We start from the raw sequence: 19,969 nt of genomic DNA on the forward strand, positions 1-19,969 counted from the left end.
AATCCCTGCAAAAGTTCCGGTCACGCGCCGCGCAGGCGCTGCGTCGCCTCGATGTCGACGGCGAGCGTTTCGAGGTCGCTGATGACGACGCCGTAGTCCCGCTGCGCGCCCTCGACGGAAACGAGCCCAAGCCTGACGTCCTCCAGCACCCGGGTGACCGGCCGCTTCCGTGGATCGCCGTGGCCGCCGCCGCCGGGGTTGATGTTGGTGACGGTTTCGCCCGGCCCGATGACGCCGATGGTGTTGCGGCGCAGCGTCTCCACCTTGCCGCCGCGCTTCAGTTCGAGCCTGCCGACCTTCGTTTCCGTCATGGCGGAGGTGGCGCCGTCCGCCCCCAGCGCGGGGATGCGGCGGCCCTCGCCGAACATGATGAAGGTCATCTCGCCGTCGAGCGGCTCCACCTCCCAGGCCGTGCCGGAACCGCCGCGATGCAGCCCGGCGCCGCAACTGTCCGTCAGCAGCGAATAACGGTGAACGATGATGGGATAGGAGTGCTCCAGCAGCTCCACGTCGCCCGAGGTGAGCGCGCCGAAGCAGCATTCCGGCCCGCAGGCGTGCCAGCCGTCCTGATGCGGCGTCGCGCCTGCGCCGGAGATGATGGTGGCGAGCACCATCGTGACGTATTCCTCGTTGTGGCGCTTGTCCCAGCCGGCGATATTGAGGCCGTTGGCGTGGCCCCACGACGCGGCGACCTTGGAGGGCATCGCCTTCTCGAACGCGAGGCGGACGGCGTCCGTCAGCGTTTCCATCGGCGTCGTCGTGCAGTTCATGTGCGGCGCGGGCTCGCGGGCGTTGCAGAGCGTACCCTTCGGCCCCATGTCGACGCTGACGCAGCGGTAGAGGCCCTCGTTGTAGGGCGGCGGCAACTGGGCGAACATCATCAGGCCCAGATAGACGCCGGAATAGGAGTTGCCCTCGTAGGAATTGATGAAGTAGGGCACCTGCGGCGGGCTGTCGATGGCGATGCGGCAATTGTCGCCGTCGATCGTCACGGTGGCGGTGATGTCGAAATCGCCGAAGCCGTGGCCGGCGTCCTCCAGCACGGCCGTGCCGGTGTAGGTGCCGTCCGGCACGGCGCGGATGAGGCCGCGCATCTGCCGCTCGGCCATCGCCAGCAATTCGTCGATGCAGGCGTCGATCTGCTCCTCGCCGTATTTGTCGAGCATGCGGATGAGGCTGCGCTCGCCAACCTGGCAGGCGCCGATCAGCGCGTTGAAGTCCCCTTCCTGATCGCGCCGGGCGCGCAGGTTGGTGAGGATCAGGTTGATGACGTCCGTGCGCGGCTTGCCGCGATCCCAGATCTTGACCGGCGGGATACGCAGGCACTCGGCATAGATTTCCTTGGCATCGGGGTTGTAGCCGGCGGGAACCGGGCCGCCAATGTCCGTCAGATGCCCCTTGCAGACTGTCCAGTAGACGAGCTTGCCCTTGTAGAACACGGGCTTGTAGATACAGGTGTCGATGGCGTGGCTGCCGCCATAGGCGGGATCGTTGTGGATGATGAGATCGCCCTCGTGGATGTCGTCGCCGAAATAGGCGGCAATCACCTTCATGGCCGGGATCAGCGAGCCAAGGTGAATGGGAATGTCCTGCCCCTGCAGGATCATTTCCGGCCGGGCGTTGAAGAGCGCCGTCGAATAGTCGTGCGCCAGGTTGAACACGCTCGACCGCGCCGTCTTTTCCAGCGACAGTGTCATTTCGCGCTGGGTCGTTTCGAGAATCCCCCGGACGACGGAAAGCGTGATCGGATCCACGGCGCCGCCCTGTGCGGGCGGCTGTTTGTCAAATGATTGCTGCATTCTCCCACCTGTCGGAAAGGCGAGCGGAACCGTTGCCGCCGGTGCGGCTTTCCCCCGTTCCCGCTCTCGTTTGGTTCCCCGATCGTCAGGTTAGGAACAGTGGGGCGCCGCCGTCTTTGCGCGTCAGCGCATAAAATATTGTCGCCGGGCGCAACCGGGGCCTGCGTATTTGTCAGATCGGAAACTGATGCAATAATCAGGCATCAGGGGGAGGTCGTCGAATGGGAACACTCATCACGACAAACGGCGTGGACATGCGGAACAGAAGCGCCCACTGGCACCGGTCGGTGGCGCAGGCCTATTTTCCGCTCGATCTGAACTTCAAGGAACCGGATCGCTTCGGCGGCCGGCTGGACCAGTGGACACTCGGCAGCGTCTCGCTGTCCCGCCTGCGCTCGGAGGCGTTGTCCTATCACCGGCTGCCGCGTCACGTCGCCCGCGACGAGCTGGAGCATATCCTGATCACGATCCCGGCGAAGGCGGAGGTCTATTTCGCACAGGCGGGCCGGGAGGTGCACTGTCGCCCGGGCGGTTACATCCTCGAACGCAGCCACGAGCCCTACGAGTTCAGCTACGGCGAAAAGGCCGACCTGTGGGTGATGAAGGTGGAAGCGACCGCGCTCGCCGAGAAGGTGCCGGTGCCGGAGCGCTTTTGCGGGTTGCAGTTCAACGCCATCGACGGCGTTTCCGGGCTGTTCGTGGACATGATCCACCACATTCCGGAGCGTTTCGAGACCATGAACCTGGACTCGCGGCGCGCGGTGGGCTGCCAGCTCATCGATCTGCTGGCCCTGTCGGTCCATGCGGACGGGCGCACGCTGACGTCGGGCAGTTCGTCGGTGCGGGCGGCCCATGTCAGCCGGGCACAATACTTCATCCGCCAGAACCTCCACCGGCACGATCTGGGGCCGGAGTTCATCGCGCAGTGCTGCGGCATATCTGAGCGCTACCTGCATGAGCTGTTCCGTGATACGGACCGCAGCCTCGGGCAGTGGATCCGCGACACGCGCATCGAGGCCACCAAGAAAGACCTGTGCCTGCCGGGGCTGAAACTGTCGATCGCGGAAATCTGCTACCGCCGCGGCTTCAGCGATCTGGCGCATTTCTCCCGCACCTTCAAGCGCGCCGTCGGCTGTTCGCCGGGCGAGTACAGGAAGGCCGCGCTGGGCGTTTTCCCGCCGGACGGCCCAGCCTGACGCCATCATCTGATATCGTCTTCCGGCGCCCGTCCGGCGACGCGCCGGCGCGAGGCAGCGCGGTTCCGCCTCAAGGTCGCCTTCCAGCTTGTCAAGATCGGCGGCGTCGACTTTAACGGTGCAAGGTTCGCACGTGAGTCGTGGCGCGGCGTGTCCTTGAGGTCCGCGACGGAAACAGGCGGGGGCGCGATCCACCATGACGGCAAAGACCACCCAGCCGGGCGCCGGGCGCCAGCGCATTCCCGCCGGTATCTGGGCGCTCGGCCTGGTTTCGTTGCTGATGGACGTCTCCTCGGAGATGATCCATGCGCTGCTGCCCGTCTACATGGTCACCGTGCTCGGAACGTCGACCTTCGCCGTCGGCATCATCGAGGGTATCGCGGAAGCTACCGCCGCGATTACCAAGGTTTTTTCCGGCGCGCTCAGCGACTGGCTCGGCAAGCGCAAGTTCCTCGCCGCGTTAGGCTATGGCCTCGCGGCGATTACCAAGCCGGTGTTTCCGTTGGCGCCCTCGCTCGGCTGGCTCGTCGCCGCCCGCTTCGTCGACCGCGTGGGCAAGGGCATTCGCGGCGCCCCGCGCGATGCGCTCATCGCGGATATCGCGCCGCCGCACCTGCGCGGCGCCAGCTTCGGCCTGCGGCAGTCGCTCGACACGGTCGGCGCCTTCATCGGCCCGCTGCTTGCCATCGGCCTCATGTGGCTGACGGTGAACAATTTTCAGGCGGTGTTCTGGATCGCCGTCATTCCCGCCTTCCTGTCGGTTGCCGTCATGCTTTTCGGCGTGACGGAGCCGGAGCGGCCGCAGGCGCTGCGCAAGGTCCGCATGCCGCTGCGGCGCGACGAACTCGCCCGCCTCGGCGGGAGCTACTGGTGGGTGGTGGCGGTGGCGACGGTGTTCACGCTCGCCCGCTTCAGCGAGGCATTCCTCATCCTGCGGGCGCAGTCCATCGGCCTGTCGCCGGCCTTCGTTCCGATCGTGCTGGTGATCATGAGCCTCGCCTATTCGCTCTCGGCCTATCCGGTCGGCGTGCTGGCCGACCGCATGGACCGGGTGACGCTGCTGATCGTCGGCCTTCTGTGGCTCATCGTCGCCGACGGGGTGCTCGCCTTCACCGGCGGGCTTACGAGCCTCGTCATCGGCGTCGCGCTGTGGGGGCTGCACATGGGCTTCACACAGGGGCTGCTGGCCACGCTGATTGCCGATGCGGCGCCGGCGGAACTGCGCGGCACCGCGTTCGGCATGTTCAACCTCGTCACCGGCGCGGCACTGCTGGCAGCAAGCATCCTCGCGGGGGCGCTGTGGGAGGTGACCGGTCCGCAGGGCACCTTCCTCGCAGGGGCGGGCTTCGCCGCGCTGACCGTAGCCGGCCTGTTGTCCATCCGCGGCAGGCTTCGCGGGCCGAACCCCGCCTGACGCTGCCGCCGGCTCAGGCCGTTCGCCCGATATGATCCCTGAGGATAGCTTCGATTTCGGCGGTGTCGCCCGCCAGCAACCGCTCCCAGACGGGAGCGGCGATCTGCCGGACGTCGTATTCTATGACAACGGAAAGCGCCGCGACGTTGACCCGTATCGCATTCACGCCCTGAATCCGTTTCGTCAGCGCGATGAACGGTTCCGGATCGACGTCCGGCAGGCGCGCGAGCGCGGCGGCGGCGAGCTTCACCCTGATCCGCCCCGGCACGTGGTGGGCGATGGCGAGATGCCGGCGCAGCGCCATGAAGGGCGAGAGGTCGGGAAGCATGCGTCTGTGTCCTTGTTGCCGCGGCGGCGAAGGTTTTCGGTCCGGCTGCCGCCAGCGTATCGCCCGCCGGCCACGCCAACAAGGACGCAAATGCCGCAACGCTTCCGGCATCCGGATTCCGGCTTTGCTCATTGTTACAAAAATGATAGAAAAAACCTGTCGCAAAAAAGGCGGATTCTGCGTGGGCTTGAAACGACGAGAACGGGGATCGTGGGTTGCGCTGGTCGCGGCCTATCTGGTCGTCTTCCAGTCGCTTCTGAGTGCCTATGCCACCGGCGTCCTGGCCGCGCCTGCCGGGCCGGATGCCTTCGATCCCGTCATCTGCACCGCCCATGGCGCCGTGCAGGCTGCGGCGGACGACGACGGTTCGCCGGACGTCCACAAGGCGGCCAACTGCTGCCAGTGGGGTTGCGGCCTGCTCGCGGCGGCGCTGCCGCCACGCGAGGGAGCCGCCGGCGCGATTATCCGGGAGAGGCCCGGCGCGGCGGCATTCTTCCGTTCCCACATCCGTATTCCCGCATCCGGCCGGGAGGGCAGTCCCGGCAATCCGCGCGCGCCACCCGCGTCCGCCTGATCCCGGATCGCGCCGCCTCGCCGCAGCACATTCGCCCCTTCGCCGGGCGGTGCCGCGCGGGCGCGGCTGACTTCCTTTTCCGCGATAACGGCACCGCCCATCCATGCGGGCGGAGCGTGCGCCAGGGGACGATTGCGTCCTCGATCCAGAAATCCAGGAAACTGCCATGAACATCCTGAAATCCATCATCCCGGCCATCGCCTTGCTTGCCACCGGCGCAACGGCGGCCTCGGCCCACATCACGCTCGAAAACCAGCAGGCCCCGGTGCAGTCGACCTACAAGGCCGTGTTCCGCGTCGGGCACGGTTGCGAGGGCAAGCCGACGACCAAAGTGCGGGTGCGGATCCCCGAAGGCGTCATCGCCGTCAAGCCGCAGCCGAAGGCCGGCTGGACGGTCGAGAAGGTCAGGGGCGAGTACGCGAAGACCTACGACTATTACGGCACTCCCACGCGCGAGGGCGTGAAGGAGGTCGTCTGGAGCGGCGGCAGCCTGCCCGATGACGAGTACGACGAATTCGTCCTGCGTGCTTACCTGACCGGCGACCTCAAGCCCGACGCGACACTCTATTTCCCTGTCGTGCAGGAATGCCCGGACGGCGCCGCCGAGCGCTGGATCGAGATTCCCGCCGAGGGCAAGGGCGCCGACGACTACGAGCAGCCGGCGCCCGGCCTGAAACTCATCCAGAAGAAGTAGCGCCGCCGTAAGGGGGCGGGGGCGTTTCTTCGGAGGCGCCATCCCGCTCCCTCGCGCGGTTTCGCAACGACTTCTGACGGAGGCTCGAATGAACGGAAACGGCAGAACCGGAGCCGCCGGGCGGCGGCTCATGCTGCTCGTCCTGTCGGTGCTGTGCATCGCCGGGGCGCAGCTTGCGTCCATGGGCCATGCCCGGGCCCATGCCTCGCTGGTGCGCGTCGAGCCGGCGGACGGCGCGGTCATGGCGGAGGCGCCGAAGGCTTTCAGGCTGACCTTCAGCGAGCCCACGTCGCCGCTGGTGTTGAAGCTTATCCGGCCCGACGGCACCGGCGCCGTCCTCGACCGTTTCACGCTGCGGGATGCCACGCTCGATATCGACGCCCCCGCCGATCTCGGCCACGGCACCTATGTCCTGAGCTGGCGGATCGTGTCCGAGGACGGCCATCCGGTCGGCGGTTCGGCGGTATTCTCGATCGGCGCGCCCGGCACCTCGGCGGCTCCCGTGCCCGGCGACGCCGCCGACTGGCAGGTGCGCGCCGCTGTATGGGCAGCGAAAGTCGCGCTCTATGTCGGCCTGTTCATCGGCATCGGAGGAGTCTTCTTCGGCCGCTGGATCGGCGACGGCACCCACCGGGTGGCGCTGTGGAGCGTCTTCGCCGGCCTTGCCGCCGTGCCCCTCTCCGTCGGTTTTCAGGGGCTCGATGCGCTCGGTGTCCCGCTGGCGGACCTCGCCAGCCCGGTTGTCTGGGCAACGGGCTTCTCGACAAGCTACGGCAAGACGGCGTTCGTCGCCCTCGCGGCGCTCGTTCTCGCTGCCATGGCCGGCGTCGACCGGGGCGCGGCCGGCAAGGGGCTGTCCGTTACCGCGCTCGTCGTCGCCGGTCTGGCGCTCGCCGCCAGTGGCCACGCCAGCGCCGCTCATCCCCAATGGCTGACCCGTCCTGCCGTCTTCCTGCACGCCGTCGGCATCGCCTTCTGGGCGGGGGCGCTCGTGCCGCTGGGCGCCGCGCTGGCCTCGCCGATGCAGGGCGAGGGCAGCGCCGCGCTGCGCCGCTTCTCCCGCGCCATTCCCGTTGCCGTGCTGCCGCTCGTCGTGGCGGGCGCGCTGCTCGCCGCCGTCCAGCTGCGAACTCCGGAGGCCCTGTGGACCACGGCCTACGGCAAAGTGCTGCTGATCAAGCTCGGGCTGCTGGCTGCCCTCTTCCTGCTGGCGGCCGTCAACCGCTTCCGGCTCACCACCCCGGCCGCGCATGGCGACGGCAGGGCGACGGCGCGCCTGCGCCGCTCGATATACGCCGAACTCGCGCTCGTGCTGGCGATCTTCGCCGTGGCGGCCCTGTGGCGCTTCACGCCGCCGCCGCGCGCCCTCGCCGAGGCCGCCGCCGCGCCAGCCTCGGTCCATCTCCACGCGGACAAGGCCATGGCGGATGTCGCGATCGCGCCGGGCCGCGCCGGCCCCGTGCGCGCTTCCATCGCCGTCATGACGGGAGACTTCGGCCCGCTCGATCCCGCAGGCGTCACGCTCGTGTTGTCGAACCCCGCCGCCGGCATCGAGCAGATCAGGCGGCCGGCAACCCGTGACAGCGAGGGCGTCTGGCAAGTCGAGGGTCTCAACCTGCCTGTTGCGGGCCAATGGACCGTGCGCGTCGACATCCTCATCTCCGATTTCGAACTGGTGAAGGTCGAGGACAACATTGCGATCCGGCCCTGAGGCCGGCTGCATCCGATTTCGTGATCCGCCGCCGGCGGCGCTTGCGTATGCTCTGGTATATGCTGTGGCGACGAATCATGAGTCAGGGTCGTGTGATGAGCGAGTTTTCCTTCCATCAGGTCGATGTTTTCACCACGCAGCCGATGGCGGGCAACCCGCTGGCGGTTGTCGTCGGCGCGGACGGGCTGTCCGAGCGGCAGATGGCGGCCTTCGCGAACTGGACCAATCTCAGCGAGACGACCTTTCTGCTGCGGCCCGAGGATGAACGGGCGGACTATCGCGTCCGCATCTTCACGCCGCGGGGCGAGCTGCCGTTCGCGGGGCATCCCACGCTGGGCTCCTGCCATGTCTGGCTGGCATCCGGCGGCGTACCGAAGGGCGATCGGGAGATCGTGCAGGAATGCGCGGTGGGGCCGGTGCGCATCAGACGGGAAGACGACAGGCTGTTCTTCGCCGCGCCGCCCCTGCGGCGCTCGGGCGCGGTCGCCGCGGATGTCGTCGCGCACGCCGTTGCCGCGCTGCGTTTGCCGCCGGCGGCGGTCGCAGCCAGCAACTGGGTTGACAACGGGCCGGGCTGGCTGGGGCTGCTGCTGCGTTCGCGCGCGCAGGTGCTCGCCGTCACGCCCGACTATGCCGCCCTCGACGATCTCAAGATCGGGATCGCCGGGCCATGGGACCCGGCGCGCGACGGCGACGACGCGCAATACGAGGTACGCGCCTTTTACCCGCCGGCGGTCGAGGACCCCGTCACCGGCAGCCTGAACGCGGGTCTCGCGCAATGGCTGATTGGCGCCGGCATCGCGCCCGCGCGCTACGTCGCGAGCCAGGGCACGGCGCTCGGCCGGCAGGGGCGCGTGCATGTCGCGCAGGACGGCGCGGATATCTGGATCGGCGGCCACGTCGCGCCCTGCATCAGGGGTACTGTCGTACTGTGAGCGGAGCGGCTTTTCGGGCCGGACACGGAGACGCATCATGAAGAAGATCGGCTTTTTATCCTTCGGACACTGGCAGAATGCCAGGGGATCGCAGACACTGACGGGGCAGGACGCCCTGCTGCAGACGATCGAGCTTGCCGTGGCCGCCGAGGAGATCGGCATCGACGGCGCGTTCGTGCGCGTGCACCATTTCGCCCGGCAGCTCGCCTCGCCGTTTCCGCTGCTGGCCGCCATCGCCGCGCGCACCAGCCGTATCGAGTTCGGCACCGCCGTGGTCGACATGCGCTATGAAAATCCGCTCTACATGGCGGAGGAGGCGGCGATTGCGGACCTCATCGGCTCCGGCCGGCTGCAGCTGGGCATCAGCCGCGGCTCGCCGGAACCGGCGCTCAGGGGCTGGGAAGCCTTCGGCTATGCGTCGAGCGACGATTCGCGCAGCGCCGACATGGCGCGGGTGAAAACCGACACTTTCCTGCATGCGCTTTCCGGTGCGGGCGTCGTGCCGGCGGACCCGAAGATGACCGGCGGCAGCGGCAAGCTCGCCATCCAGCCCCAGTCGCCGGGCCTGCGGGAGCGCATCTGGTGGGGCGCAGGCACGCGCCAGTCCGCCGTCTGGGCGGCGGAGAAGGGCATGAACCTGATGAGTTCCACCCTGCTGACGGAGGACACCGGCGTGCCGTTCAGCCAGCTGCAGGCCGAGCAGATCAGGCTCTACCGTGAATCCTTCGCGGCAGCGGGCTGGGGGCGGGAGCCGAAGGTCTCGGTGTCGCGCTCGGTGCTGCCCATCATCGACGACACCGACCGGCTCTACTTCGGCGATGGCAGCGGCCGGGACACGCAGGATCAGGTCGGCTACATCGATGGCTATCTCAGCCGCTTCGGCAAGAGCTACATCGGAGCGCCGGACGCGGTTGCCCGCGAACTCGCGCGGGACGAGGCCGTGATGGCGGCCGACACGCTCCTGCTGACCGTGCCGAACCAGCTCGGCGTCGACTACAATGCCAAGCTGCTGCGGACGATTGCCGAGCATGTCGCCCCCGCCATCGGATGGCGGCCTCACGCCGCGTGAGGCCGGGTTCGTCCGTCACCACTGGCGACCTATCCGTCTCCCGGAGGCGCCCGGGCCCGACGTGGCGGCGTCAGGGTGTGCCGCCCTCCAGCATATCCTGGAACGTCTTGCGCAGATCACGCTTGAGAATCTTGCCCGCCGTGTTTCGGGGCAACTCGGGCAGGAAGATGACGCGCTTCGGCAGCTTGAACGGCGCGAGCAGCGGCCGCACATGGGCGATGAGGTCCTCCTCCGTCGTCTGGGCGCCCTGGCGCAGCACGACGAGCGCCGTTACCGCCTCGATCCACTTGGGGTCGGGGAGGCCGACGACGGCGACCTCCAGCACGGCCGGATGGGTGAACAGGGCTTCCTCGACCTCGCGGCTCGCCACGATGGTGCCGCCGGTCTTGATGATGTCCTTCACCCGGTCGACGACCGTGATGTAGCCTTCCTCGTCGCGGATGCCCACGTCGCCGGAGTGAAACCAGCCGCCCTCGAAGGCTTCCTTCGTTTCCTCCGGCTTGCCCCAGTAGCCGACCAGCAGCTGTGGCGAGCGGTGCACGATCTCGCCGGACACGCCGGGCGGCACGTCGTTCATGTCGGTGTCGACGATGCGGGTCTGCACGTTGTAGATCGGCCGTCCGGCGGAGGCCGGGCGTGCGTCGTGCTCCTCCGGACGCAGCACGGTCGCGAGCGGGCCGATCTCGCTCTGGCCGTAGCAGTTGAAGGTCTGAGTGCCGGGCAGGCGCTCGCGCAGCTCGTGCAGCACGGGCACCGGCATGATCGATGCGCCGTAGAAAACCTGCTTCAGCGACGACAGGTCCCGCTTGTCGAAGTCCGGCGCGCGCAGCAGGCTGATCCACACCGTCGGCGGCGCGAAGAACGAGGTGATGCGCTGTTCCTCGATGAGCTGCAGGCAAATCTCCGGCTTCGGCGCCTCGATCAGTACGGTGGTCGCGCCGACCAGCAGCTGCGGCATGGTGAAGACGTGCATCTGCGCGGAATGGTACAGCGGCAGCGCCGCGAGCGCGCGGTCCGCCGCCCGGAAACCGAGTTCGATGATGCAGCTTTCGTATTCGGACAGCAGCGAGCGATGGGTCATCATCGCGCCCTTGGGGGCGGCTGTCGTGCCGGATGTGTAAAGGAGTTGTACTACATCCGTGTCGTCGTTGGAGGCACCGATATCGGACGCGATCGCGACGTTCTCGTCGAGTGCGGTTGTGACGATGTCGAAATCGTCGCCGCCGGACAACGAGCCGATGACGGACAGTCCGACGATGTCGGCGACGGCCTCGCGGGCCTTATCCGCCAGGGCGGGATCGACGAAAAGGGCGCGCGCGCCCGATTGATGGACGATGTAGTGCAGTTCCCGCCCGACCAGCGCGTAGTTGATCGGCACATGGACCAGACCCGCGCGGGCACACGCCAGCCACAGGATAAGGAAGGCATCGGAGTTGCGGCCATAAGCGGCGACACGGTCGCCGGTTTCCAGGCCTGCCGCGAGAAGCCGCGTCGCCACCCGGTCGATCGCCCGGTCCAGCCCGGCAAAGCTCCATTGCCGGTCGCCGAAAATGAGCGCGGTCCGTTCCGGATAGCGGCCCGCCGCACGCTGGAATGCGTCGGAAATGGTGTTGCGTCGTGCGCGATCACCGATGTCCCGCACGGGCGACAATGCTGCACACATGGTTGGCGTCTCCCTGTCGTGGTTATCCCGCGCCATCCGGCCCGGGGCTTCCTTGTTCAAGCCGATATGATCGAAGGTGCCGGACATGTTCGGCGGTATTGCTGCAGGCCGTCCATGCCGCCACAGCGCGCGGCACCTCGCCTTTGTGTCCGGAGACTTGCGATTTCAGATGTTGCGCGAAATCAGTTCTTTCATGATTTCCGTCGTGCCGCCGTAAATGCGTTGCACGCGGCTGTCCGCGTAGAGGCGGGCGATCGGGTATTCCAGCATGTAGCCGTAGCCGCCGAAGAGCTGCAGGCAGGTGTCCACGATGGCGCACTGTTTCTCGGTGGTCCACCATTTCGCCATGGCGGCGGTGGTGACATCGAGCCCGCCATCGGCGAAACGGGCCACGCAGTCTTCGACGAAGACGCGGCCGATGGCGGCCTCCGTCGCGCATTCCGCCAGCCGGAAGGCCGTGTTCTGGAAGGCGCGCACAGGCCGGCCGAAGGCCTCGCGCTCCGCCGTATAGGCCTTCGTCAGCTCGATGGCGTAATCGATCGTGCCGATGGCGCCGATGGCGAGCATCAGGCGCTCATACGGCAGTTGCGCCATCAACTGGGCGAAGCCCGCGCCCTCCTGCGGGCCGAGGAGGTCGTGGCGGGGGACACGGCAATCCTCGTAGAACAGTTCCGCCGTGTCCTGCGCCTTCTGGCCGACCTTGTCCAGATTGCGCCCGCGCCGGAAGCCGGCGAGACCCTCCGTCTCCACGCCGAGCAACGACACGCCGCGCGCGCCGTCGTCGCCCGTCCGCACCACGGTGACGATGAAATTCGCGTTGATGCCGTTGGAGATGAAGATTTTCGAGCCGGAGACAACGTAGTCGCCGCCATCGGGCACGGCCCTCGTCCTGATTGCCTTCAGGTCCGATCCGGTGCCGGGTTCCGTCATGGCGATGGCGCCGATGAACTCGCCCGTCGCCAGCTTCGGCAGCCAGCGGGCCTTTTGTTCGGACGAACCGTAGGCCAGCACGTAATGGGCGGCGATCAGGTGGACATGCAGGCCGAAGCCCGTGATGCCCAGCCGGCCCAGCGCATCGAAGATGACGGTGTCGTGGAATATCGTCCCGCCGCTGCCGCCGTACTCCTCCGGCAGGGAGGAGCCGAGGATGCCGGCCTGCGCCGCCTTTTCCCAGAAGACGCGCGGCACGATGCCCGCCTTCTCCCATTCTTCCTGATGCGGCAGGTACTCCGCCGTCAGGAAGCGGATGACGCTTTCCTGAAGGAGGGCAAGTTCCTCGTTCCACCAGTCCGGTTTGCGTGTCATCGGCATTTCCTGCATGTCATCCGAAGCCGCAATCCGGTCACAGCCGCTCGAAAATGGCGGCGATGCCCTGCCCGCCGCCAATGCACATGGTCACCAGCGCGTAGCGGCCCTTGATGCGCTGCAACTCATAGATGGCCTTGGTGGTGATGATGGCGCCCGTCGCGCCCACCGGATGGCCGAGCGAGATGCCGGAGCCGTTGGGGTTGACCCTGGCGGGGTCGAAGCCGAGTTCCCGCGCCACCGCGCAGGCCTGGGCGGCGAAAGCCTCGTTCGATTCGATCACGTCGAGGTCGTCGACCGTGAGGCCCGTCCGCTCCAGCACCTTGCGGGTGGCGGGGATGGGGCCGATGCCCATCAGCTCCGGCTCGACGCCCGCATGCGCATAGCCGACGAGGCGGGCGAGCGGTTCGAGACCGTCGCGCTCGGCGCGGCCGGCCTCGGCCAGCACCACGGCTGCCGCCGCATCGTTGATGCCGGAGGAATTGCCGGCCGTCACCGTGCCGTCCTTCCGGAACACCGGCCGCAGGCCGGCGAGGCTGTCGGCGGTCGTGTCAGCGCGCACGTGCTCGTCCGTATCGAACACCGTGACGCCCTTGCGCGTGGCGATCTCGACCGGCACGATCTGCTCGCGGAAGTAACCGGACTCGATGGCCCGGGCCGCGCGCCGGTGGCTTTCGGCGGCCAGCGCATCCTGGTCCTGCCGGGTGACATGAAAACGTTCCGCGACGTTCTCGGCGGTGATGCCCATGTGGATCTTGTGCCAGGGATCGTGCAGGATGCCGAGCATGTAGTCGATGCTGCGGCTATCGCCCATTTTCGTGCCCCAGCGGACGTCGAGGGCGAAGTAGGGGCCGCGGCTCATCGATTCCGCGCCGCCGCCGATGGCAATATCGGCATCGCCGAGCCGGATGGCCTGCGCGGCGGAAACGATGGCCTGCAGCCCGGAGCCGCAGAGGCGGTTGACGTTGAAGGCCGGAACCTCCTTCGGCAGGCCGGCGTCGAGCGCCGCCACGCGGGCGAGGTAGGCGTCGTTGGGCTCGGTCGGGATGACGTTGCCGAACACGACGTGTCCGACCTGATCGGGCGCCACTTTCGAACGCTCCAGCGCCGCGCGCGTGACTTCGGTGGCGAGGCGCGTCATCGGAACGTCCTTCAGGCTGCCGCCGAATGTGCCGATGGCCGTACGGGCCGCGCCGACGACGACGATTTCGCGAGTCATATCCTTCCTCCAGTTGGTTCCGTTATGCCGATGCTAGAATCTTTCCTGTTTACGTTGAAACAGGACAGATTCTAGATTCCTTATTTTGAGCGAATTCTGATTGATCAGATGGAATCATCTGATCGGAACGCGCTCTAGGCCACTGCTACATTCCGTTGAAACGCAATTATGACCTATATAGTTGTTTTAAAAAAGCTTCTGACGCAAAGGCGGTGTCCGCTCCTGCTGAAATTGCTTTAGGCCGCGGCATGCATGCCGCCCCCATTTGCACGTCGTCTCAACGTGTGCACGTCGCTTCACCCGTGCAGCCGCACTGGCATTCACGTTGAAGCAGGCCCTTGATGCGATGCAGATCGGTGCGGGGACTTCATGCAACCTCCCTTGCCGCCTCCTCGTTCCATGGAAGGCGCCATGATGTGCAGCGGATATGCAGGGCTTGCCAGATGCAGGCCGTGTGGTGACGGGCACGATGCCCCGATCCCGACATGCCTGCGCATATCAGCGTTATTTTGACCGGCATATTAGCGAGCGGTGTCGACATCGCAGATGACAGACCTTGCCGAAATATATACATTTCCCGCCATATGGAACGTTACATGTCCGGCGGACGTCCCGCTGACCAGGCAATGATCGAGAACTGTCGCGACCCCGGCGCCGAAACGCGCACTATTCCCATCCGCTTCATGACGGAGATGCTGGCCTGCGCGTCTCAGCGCGGATCGGTGGATACGGCGCGTGCGCTGGCGACCGTCGGCCTTCCGCCGGACCTGCTGGGGCAGGAGGGCGCGCGCGTCACCGTGGCGCAGTTCGGGCAGCTCTACCGGTTTCTCGCCGGTGCGCTCGATGACGAATGTCCCGGTTTCTTCTCCCGCCCCCTCTATGGCGGCACGTTCAAGTTCCTCTGCCTCAACCTGCTGAACGCCGACAACCTGCGTGTCGCGCTCTACCGGTTCGGCCAGTATTTCCGGCTGATGCTGGACGACCTGCGCTTCGAACTAGGCCGCGAGGATCATCTGGGCAAGATAACCGTCGTCCAGCTCGCGCCGCCCGGTCCGCATCACGTGCTTGTGCACGAAGTGATGCTGATGCTGCTGCAGGGGGTGGCCTCCTGGCTCGTGGGGCGCCGGATCCCGTTCTGCCGGGCGGAGTTTGCTTTTCCCGCGCCCGAATACGCATCCGAATACGCCAACATTTATCCTGCGCCGGTATTCTTCGACTATCCGCGCACGGCTTACTATCTCGAACTCGGTTATCTGGACCTGCCGATCCGGCAGAGCAAGTCGACGCTGACGACCTTTCTGCGCAACGCGCCGATGGACTGGATTCAGGTCGCCGTCAACGAGAAGCGCATGACGCACCGCGTGCGCGACATCCTGAAGACGCAGCTCGGTTTCGCCGCCACAATAGAAAGCGCCGCGCAGGGGCTGCACCTTTCCATCCGCACGTTGGCGCGCCGCCTGGAGGAGGAGGGCACGCACTTCCAGGCGGTCAAGGACGCGCTGCGCCGGGATGTGGCGATCGCGCAGATCCTCAACACGAACATGTCCATCGCCAGTATCGGCGCGATGCTCGGCTTCGACGACCCTGCCGCCTTCAACCGCGCTTTCCGTAACTGGACGGGAAGCCCGCCGGGCAGCTACCGCAGGCGCGGCGTGAAACCGTCGCGGACGGACGAGGCGGCGGCGGGGCGCGACTGACATTCCTCGCCAAAATACCGGCATTTTCGGCCATCCCCTTTTCGGGGCCGGCGTCTTCGTTCTACCTTGCGGCAAATCGTGAGGCGCCCGCGTGACGATGCGCCGGCGCGAAACCTGTGCGACAAAAGCAGGATCGGGAGAAACGCATGACGGCCAGGGAGACGCCCGCCGACGGCGCGGGCGAACGCGACACGGCTGTGCTCTACGAAGCGCGTGACGGCGCGGCGTGGATCACGTTCAACCGCCCCGCGCAGCTCAACGCCTTCGACCTTGCGCTGGCGCAGGGCTTCCGCGAGGCGGTGACGCTGGCGCTTCGGGACGAGGACGTGCGCGTCATCGTGGTGCGCGCCGACGGGCGCAGCTTCAGCGCGGGCGGGGACCTCGGCTATCTGCAGGCGGCGCAGGACAAGCCCGGCGCCGCGCTCTCGCTGATCGAACCCTTCCACGCCACGCTGGGCGACCTCGCCCGCACACCGAAGATCGTGCTCGGCAGCCTCAAGGGAGCGGTCGCGGGCGGGGGCATGAGTCTGGCGCTCAATCTCGACCTGTTGATCGCGGCGGACGATTCCGTGTTCAATTTCGCCTATGGCCGCATCGGCACCTCGCCCGACTGCGGCGGCTCGTGGGCGCTGCCGCGCCTCGTGGGCCTGCGGCGCGCGCTCTCCATCGCGCTGCTGTCAGAGAGCATCGATGCGCAGGAGGCGCTTTCGCTCGGGCTCGTCAACAGCGTGGTGCCCCGCGAGGCGCTGGACGAGGAAACCGGCAAGCTCGCTGCCCGGCTTGCGCGTGGCGCGCCCGTCGCGCAAGGTCATATCAAGGCATTGCTGCGTGCCTCGCTCGATAACGGTTATGACGCCCAACTCGCCCGCGAGGCCGTGAGTTTCGCGGCCTGCGCGCGCACGCAGGATTTCGCGCAGGCGCTCGCCGCCTTCATCGACAAACGCAAGCCGGTCTTCCACGGCCGCTGAAGCGCCGCGCCGACATCGCGGACGACGGTATCACGAGAGGTTTCCATGGCCACGCAAATCGTATCTCCCTCCGTGTTCGGCGTGGATCGCGCCGGCATCCGCCGTGCCGCCGTGATCGGCGCGGGCTCGATGGGGGGCGGCATCGCCGCGCAGTTCGCCAACGCGGGCATCCCGGTCGATCTCCTCGACATCCCGGGCGGGGAGGGCGCCTCCCGCCACGCGCCGGCGCAGGCGGGCATCGAACGCCAGCTCAGGGCGGGCGGCTTCATGGACCCCGCCGTCGCCGCGCTGGTACGCCCCGGCAATACGGAGGACGATCTCGCCCGCCTCGCGGAGGCGGACTGGATCGTCGAGGCCATCATCGAGGATCCGGATGCCAAGCGCGCGCTTTATGCCCGCATCGATGCGGTGCGCAAGCCGGGCTCCATCGTCTCTTCCAATACGTCGACCATTCCGCGCGCCGCGCTGGTCGAGGGCACGGGCGACCGTTTTCGCGCGGATTTCGTCATCACGCACTTCTTCAACCCGCCGCGCGTGATGCGCCTCGTCGAACTGGTCTCGACCGCGGAGAACGATCCCGCCATCGTGGCCCGTGCGCGGCAGGCGTGCGAGATCGTGCTCGGCAAGACGGTGGTCGATTGCAACGACACGCCCGGCTTCATCGCCAACCGCATCGGCTGCTACTGGATGGCTGTCGGCGCGCTGGAGGCGCTGCGGCTCGGCGTGACGCCCGAGGAGGCGGACGCGGTGGCCGTGGCGCTGGGCGCGCCGAGAACCGGCGTATTCGGCTTGCTCGATCTCGTCGGCATCGATCTCGTGCCCCATGTCTGGGGCAGCCTGCTGAAGGCCTTGCCGCCGGGGGACGGTGCGCATGCCTTCGACCTGCCGGCCAGCGAGGTCATCCGCACGTTGATCGGGCGGGGGCTGTTTGGCCGCAAGGCGAAGGCCGGCTTTTACCGTCTCGCGGCCGACAGATCGCGCGAGGTGTTCGACCCCGCATCCGGTGACTATCGGCCGGAGCACCCCTGCGACCCGAAGAGCCTGCCCGGCGGCGGGCGCGATGTGGCGGCGCTGGTTGCGGACGACGGCAAGCTCGGCCGCTATGCCTGGAGCGTGCTGTCACACCTCATAGCCTATACCAGTGCCTGTGCCCCGGAGATCGCCGCCGACACGGCCGCCGTCGACACGGCCATCGCGCTCGGCTACGCATGGCGCGACGGTCCCTTCGCGCTGGCGCAGAAGGCGGGCCTCGTGGAAATCGTCGCGCGTCTGGAGCGGGAAGGGCGCGCCGCTCCCCCGCTGCTGCGGCGTGCGCGTGAGGCGGAAGGCTTCTTCAACGCCGCCGGCGCGCCGCTGCTGTCGGACGGGCAAGGTTACCGCGCGCAGGCGGATGCGGCAACCGGCATCGTCCGTCTCGCTGGCGTGAAGGCTGCGGGCCGCACGATCGCGGGCAACGAGGCGGCCTCCCTGCACGATCTCGGCGACGGCATCGCCTGTTTCGAGATTCACACCAAGCTCAACAGCCTCGCCCCCGGCGTGTTCGACCTCATCGAGGAGACGCTGGCGCGCGGGGGCAGGGATTTCAGCGCTCTCGTCATCGGCAATGACGATCCGCGCGCCTTCTCGGCGGGCGCGGACCTTGCATTCATCGCCTCGCTGGTGGAGGAGCAGGACTGGCGCGCGCTGGAGGCCTATATCGCGCGCGGGCAGTCGCTCTACCTGCAACTGAAATACGCGCCCTTCCCCGTGGTCGCCGCCACGCACGGTTTCGCGCTGGGTGGCGGGTGCGAGCTGACGCTGCATGCCGATACGGTCGTCTCCCATGCGGAACTCACCATCGGGCTGCCGGAGTTCAGGGTGGGCATCATCCCCGCCTGGGGCGGCACGACGCAGTTGCTCCTGCGTGCGCAGGCGGAGCACGCTGGCGACGCCGTATCGGCGGCGCGGCGGGCCTTCGACATCGTGACGGGCGCGGAAACGTCGCAATCCGCGCGCCATGCCTTCTCGCTCGGCCTGCTGCGGGCCGGCGACGGGATCGTGATGAACCGCGACCTGCTGCTCGCGGCAGCCATGCGCCGCGCGGCGGAACTGCGCGAGGCGGGCTATCGCGCGCCGGAGAGGGCGGCAATCGAAAGCGCGGGCAAGGCGGGCTATGACCGCCTTGTCGAAGCCGCCGGCGAGAAGCGCGACGGCAATGTCTTCACGCAGACCGATTTCACCATCGCCGAGGCGCTGGCGCGGGTGCTGACCGGCGGCGCCGACGCGCTTCTCGGCAGCGCGCAAACCGAGGAAACCCAGATGCGGCGTGAGCTTGAGGCCCTGCTGGACCTCGCCGCGAAACCGGCGGCGCGGGAGCGCATCCGGCACGTGCTCGCCACCGGAAAGCATTTGCGGAATTGACGATGACACGCCTACCGTGAGCCCGGCTCATCAAGGGGCGGTGAGGCGCCCGGGGTGTCCTGGCAAAACCAGCACGCGAGCGGTCGACGACCGGCAGCTTCGGTATCAGTCGATGTCCGTCACCGGACGGACGTCGACAGACTGGCGCGTCACCTGCCAGCCCGCGCTGCGCATGACGCCGCGCACGGGTGCGACATCCGCATAGTCGCGTCCTACGGCAACGGTTATGTGGTCCTCGCCGGCGGACGTGGCGTTGGTGGGGTCGTATTCCACGAACCCCGCCTCCCGCCCGCACCATGCGCGCACCCAGGCGTGCATGGCGTCCGCCCCTTCCAGGCGCGGCTGGCCCGGCGGCGGGTTGGTGCGCAGGAAGCCCGAAACGTAGCCCGCCGGAATGCCGAGCGACCGCAGGGCGATGATCATGATGTGGGAGAAATCCTGGCACACCCCTCGGCGCAGGGCAAAGGCGCCCGCGGCCGGCGTGTCGACGGCAGTCGCCTCCGGATCGTAGGCCATGGTCCGGTGCAGCGCCTCGCCCAGCGCGATCACGGCGGCGCTGGCGCTGGCGCAATGGCCGGTCACGTCGCGCGCGAAGGCGGCGATGGCTTCGTCCGGTGCGGCGCGGGCGGAGGGCGCGATGAAATGGTGCGGCGACAGCGGCCCGAGATCGCGGACGGCCGATAACTCGCCCGCGATATCCGCCAGCGCGGCCGGCGCACCGGGCGGCGAGGGCGCGGGCAGGCGTTCCACCCGGGCATCCATCTCGAACCGCATGTGGCTGACGGCGTCGCGGAAGGCGATCTCCACCATGTCGTTGCCGAAGAAATCCTGCCGGTTCAGCCATTCGTCCGGGCGCGGGACGACGGTGAGCCGACAAGCGCCGACGGATTGCCCGGCTGCGCCTCCCGGCGGCGTCAGGCACAGCACATGCCGGCCCGCCTCGACCGGGCGGGAGTAGTCGTAGCCGATCACGAGGCGTATGTCGTAGTGCATCGGT

16 protein-coding genes are annotated in these 19,969 nt (G+C 67.6%); 10 read left to right on the forward strand and 6 right to left on the reverse strand.

From position 1 onward, the window contains the following. Positions 1-20 precede the first annotated feature (20 nt). Positions 21-1,799 carry a caprolactamase subunit beta gene (gene capB / locus ACFFJ7_RS14190; protein WP_377593152.1) on the reverse strand — a complete coding sequence of 593 codons (1,779 nt, stop codon included), beginning with the start codon at positions 1,797-1,799 and terminating at the stop codon, positions 21-23. A gap of 221 nt (positions 1,800-2,020) precedes the next feature. Between capB and ACFFJ7_RS14195 the strand changes: the two genes are divergently transcribed. Together ACFFJ7_RS14195 and ACFFJ7_RS14200 are read left to right on the forward strand one after the other, a co-directional pair. Next, positions 2,021-2,995 carry an AraC-like ligand-binding domain-containing protein gene (locus ACFFJ7_RS14195; protein WP_166952189.1) on the forward strand — a complete coding sequence of 325 codons (975 nt, stop codon included), beginning with the start codon at positions 2,021-2,023 and terminating at the stop codon, positions 2,993-2,995. Positions 2,996-3,191: 196 nt separating this feature from the next. Then, positions 3,192-4,409 carry an MFS transporter gene (locus ACFFJ7_RS14200; protein ID WP_166952186.1) on the forward strand — a complete coding sequence of 406 codons (1,218 nt, stop codon included), beginning with the start codon at positions 3,192-3,194 and terminating at the stop codon, positions 4,407-4,409. A gap of 13 nt (positions 4,410-4,422) precedes the next feature. Here ACFFJ7_RS14200 and ACFFJ7_RS14205 read toward each other — a convergent pair whose 3' ends face one another. Next, complete coding sequence (locus ACFFJ7_RS14205; protein ID WP_377593156.1) at positions 4,423-4,737, reverse strand: hypothetical protein; 315 nt, start codon at positions 4,735-4,737, stop codon at positions 4,423-4,425. A 187-nt stretch (positions 4,738-4,924) separates the two neighbouring features. Here ACFFJ7_RS14205 and ACFFJ7_RS14210 point away from each other — a divergent pair, with 187 nt between their 5' ends. From ACFFJ7_RS14210 to ACFFJ7_RS14230, 5 genes are all read left to right on the forward strand, one after another. Beyond that, positions 4,925-5,311 (forward strand): DUF2946 family protein, encoded by a 387-nt coding sequence (locus tag ACFFJ7_RS14210; RefSeq protein ID WP_377593158.1) that lies wholly within the window; start codon positions 4,925-4,927, stop codon positions 5,309-5,311. A 172-nt stretch (positions 5,312-5,483) separates the two neighbouring features. After that, on the forward strand, positions 5,484-6,005 hold the full coding sequence (locus ACFFJ7_RS14215; RefSeq protein WP_377593384.1) for a YcnI family copper-binding membrane protein: 522 nt from the start codon (positions 5,484-5,486) through the stop codon (positions 6,003-6,005). Between the two features lie 88 nt (positions 6,006-6,093). Continuing rightward, positions 6,094-7,716 carry a copper resistance CopC/CopD family protein gene (locus ACFFJ7_RS14220; RefSeq protein WP_377593160.1) on the forward strand — a complete coding sequence of 541 codons (1,623 nt, stop codon included), beginning with the start codon at positions 6,094-6,096 and terminating at the stop codon, positions 7,714-7,716. 95 nt (positions 7,717-7,811) lie between these two features. Next, a complete protein-coding gene (locus ACFFJ7_RS14225) occupies positions 7,812-8,651 on the forward strand; it encodes a PhzF family protein (RefSeq protein WP_377593386.1) in 840 nt (279 codons plus the stop codon). 37 nt (positions 8,652-8,688) lie between these two features. Next, positions 8,689-9,720 (forward strand): LLM class flavin-dependent oxidoreductase, encoded by a 1,032-nt coding sequence (locus ACFFJ7_RS14230; protein ID WP_377593162.1) that lies wholly within the window; start codon positions 8,689-8,691, stop codon positions 9,718-9,720. A 70-nt stretch (positions 9,721-9,790) separates the two neighbouring features. On the opposite strand, the gene ACFFJ7_RS14235 is transcribed toward ACFFJ7_RS14230, so the two are convergent. The 3 genes from ACFFJ7_RS14235 to ACFFJ7_RS14245 all read right to left on the reverse strand — a co-directional run bounded on the left by ACFFJ7_RS14235 (position 9,791) and on the right by ACFFJ7_RS14245 (position 13,907). Beyond that, a complete protein-coding gene (locus tag ACFFJ7_RS14235; RefSeq protein WP_377593164.1) occupies positions 9,791-11,383 on the reverse strand; it encodes an acyl-CoA synthetase in 1,593 nt (530 codons plus the stop codon). Positions 11,384-11,548: 165 nt separating this feature from the next. Beyond that, positions 11,549-12,688 carry an acyl-CoA dehydrogenase family protein gene (locus ACFFJ7_RS14240; protein ID WP_246225276.1) on the reverse strand — a complete coding sequence of 380 codons (1,140 nt, stop codon included), beginning with the start codon at positions 12,686-12,688 and terminating at the stop codon, positions 11,549-11,551. A 37-nt stretch (positions 12,689-12,725) separates the two neighbouring features. After that, positions 12,726-13,907, reverse strand: coding sequence for an acetyl-CoA C-acyltransferase family protein (locus tag ACFFJ7_RS14245; protein WP_166952162.1), 1,182 nt, complete (start codon positions 13,905-13,907; stop codon positions 12,726-12,728). Positions 13,908-14,503: 596 nt separating this feature from the next. Here ACFFJ7_RS14245 and ACFFJ7_RS14250 point away from each other — a divergent pair. The 3 genes from ACFFJ7_RS14250 (at position 14,504) to ACFFJ7_RS14260 (ending at position 18,972) form a co-directional block, all read left to right on the forward strand. After that, positions 14,504-15,604 carry an AraC family transcriptional regulator gene (locus ACFFJ7_RS14250; RefSeq protein WP_377593167.1) on the forward strand — a complete coding sequence of 367 codons (1,101 nt, stop codon included), beginning with the start codon at positions 14,504-14,506 and terminating at the stop codon, positions 15,602-15,604. Between the two features lie 146 nt (positions 15,605-15,750). Beyond that, positions 15,751-16,572, forward strand: coding sequence for an enoyl-CoA hydratase/isomerase family protein (locus tag ACFFJ7_RS14255; protein ID WP_377593169.1), 822 nt, complete (start codon positions 15,751-15,753; stop codon positions 16,570-16,572). Positions 16,573-16,617: 45 nt separating this feature from the next. Further along, complete coding sequence (locus ACFFJ7_RS14260) at positions 16,618-18,972, forward strand: 3-hydroxyacyl-CoA dehydrogenase/enoyl-CoA hydratase family protein (RefSeq protein ID WP_377593171.1); 2,355 nt, start codon at positions 16,618-16,620, stop codon at positions 18,970-18,972. Between the two features lie 105 nt (positions 18,973-19,077). Here the strand turns inward: ACFFJ7_RS14260 and ACFFJ7_RS14265 are convergent, their stop codons facing one another. Continuing rightward, positions 19,078-19,965 carry a transglutaminase family protein gene (locus tag ACFFJ7_RS14265; RefSeq protein WP_166952156.1) on the reverse strand — a complete coding sequence of 296 codons (888 nt, stop codon included), beginning with the start codon at positions 19,963-19,965 and terminating at the stop codon, positions 19,078-19,080. Between the last annotated feature and the right edge of the window lie 4 nt (positions 19,966-19,969).

Source organism: Pseudochelatococcus lubricantis (genome assembly GCF_042432495.1).
Classification (GTDB): domain Bacteria; phylum Pseudomonadota; class Alphaproteobacteria; order Rhizobiales; family Beijerinckiaceae; genus Pseudochelatococcus; species Pseudochelatococcus lubricantis.

Bases quoted from the DNA above. Each gene is read 5' to 3' on its own strand.
- ACFFJ7_RS14255 (WP_377593169.1), top strand. From the start codon at position 15,751: ATGACGGCCAGGGAGACGCCCGCCGACGGCGCGGGCGAACGCGACACG.
- ACFFJ7_RS14200 (WP_166952186.1), top strand. From the start codon at position 3,192: ATGACGGCAAAGACCACCCAGCCGGGCGCCGGGCGCCAGCGCATTCCC.
- ACFFJ7_RS14230 (WP_377593162.1), top strand. From the start codon at position 8,689: ATGAAGAAGATCGGCTTTTTATCCTTCGGACACTGGCAGAATGCCAGG.
- ACFFJ7_RS14240 (WP_246225276.1), bottom strand. From the start codon at position 12,688: ATGACACGCAAACCGGACTGGTGGAACGAGGAACTTGCCCTCCTTCAG.
- ACFFJ7_RS14245 (WP_166952162.1), bottom strand. From the start codon at position 13,907: ATGACTCGCGAAATCGTCGTCGTCGGCGCGGCCCGTACGGCCATCGGC.
- capB (WP_377593152.1), bottom strand. From the start codon at position 1,799: ATGCAGCAATCATTTGACAAACAGCCGCCCGCACAGGGCGGCGCCGTG.
- ACFFJ7_RS14250 (WP_377593167.1), top strand. From the start codon at position 14,504: ATGTCCGGCGGACGTCCCGCTGACCAGGCAATGATCGAGAACTGTCGC.
- ACFFJ7_RS14195 (WP_166952189.1), top strand. From the start codon at position 2,021: ATGGGAACACTCATCACGACAAACGGCGTGGACATGCGGAACAGAAGC.
- ACFFJ7_RS14225 (WP_377593386.1), top strand. From the start codon at position 7,812: ATGAGCGAGTTTTCCTTCCATCAGGTCGATGTTTTCACCACGCAGCCG.
- ACFFJ7_RS14265 (WP_166952156.1), bottom strand. From the start codon at position 19,965: ATGCACTACGACATACGCCTCGTGATCGGCTACGACTACTCCCGCCCG.
- ACFFJ7_RS14220 (WP_377593160.1), top strand. From the start codon at position 6,094: ATGAACGGAAACGGCAGAACCGGAGCCGCCGGGCGGCGGCTCATGCTG.
- ACFFJ7_RS14235 (WP_377593164.1), bottom strand. From the start codon at position 11,383: ATGTGTGCAGCATTGTCGCCCGTGCGGGACATCGGTGATCGCGCACGA.
- ACFFJ7_RS14260 (WP_377593171.1), top strand. From the start codon at position 16,618: ATGGCCACGCAAATCGTATCTCCCTCCGTGTTCGGCGTGGATCGCGCC.
- ACFFJ7_RS14205 (WP_377593156.1), bottom strand. From the start codon at position 4,737: ATGCTTCCCGACCTCTCGCCCTTCATGGCGCTGCGCCGGCATCTCGCC.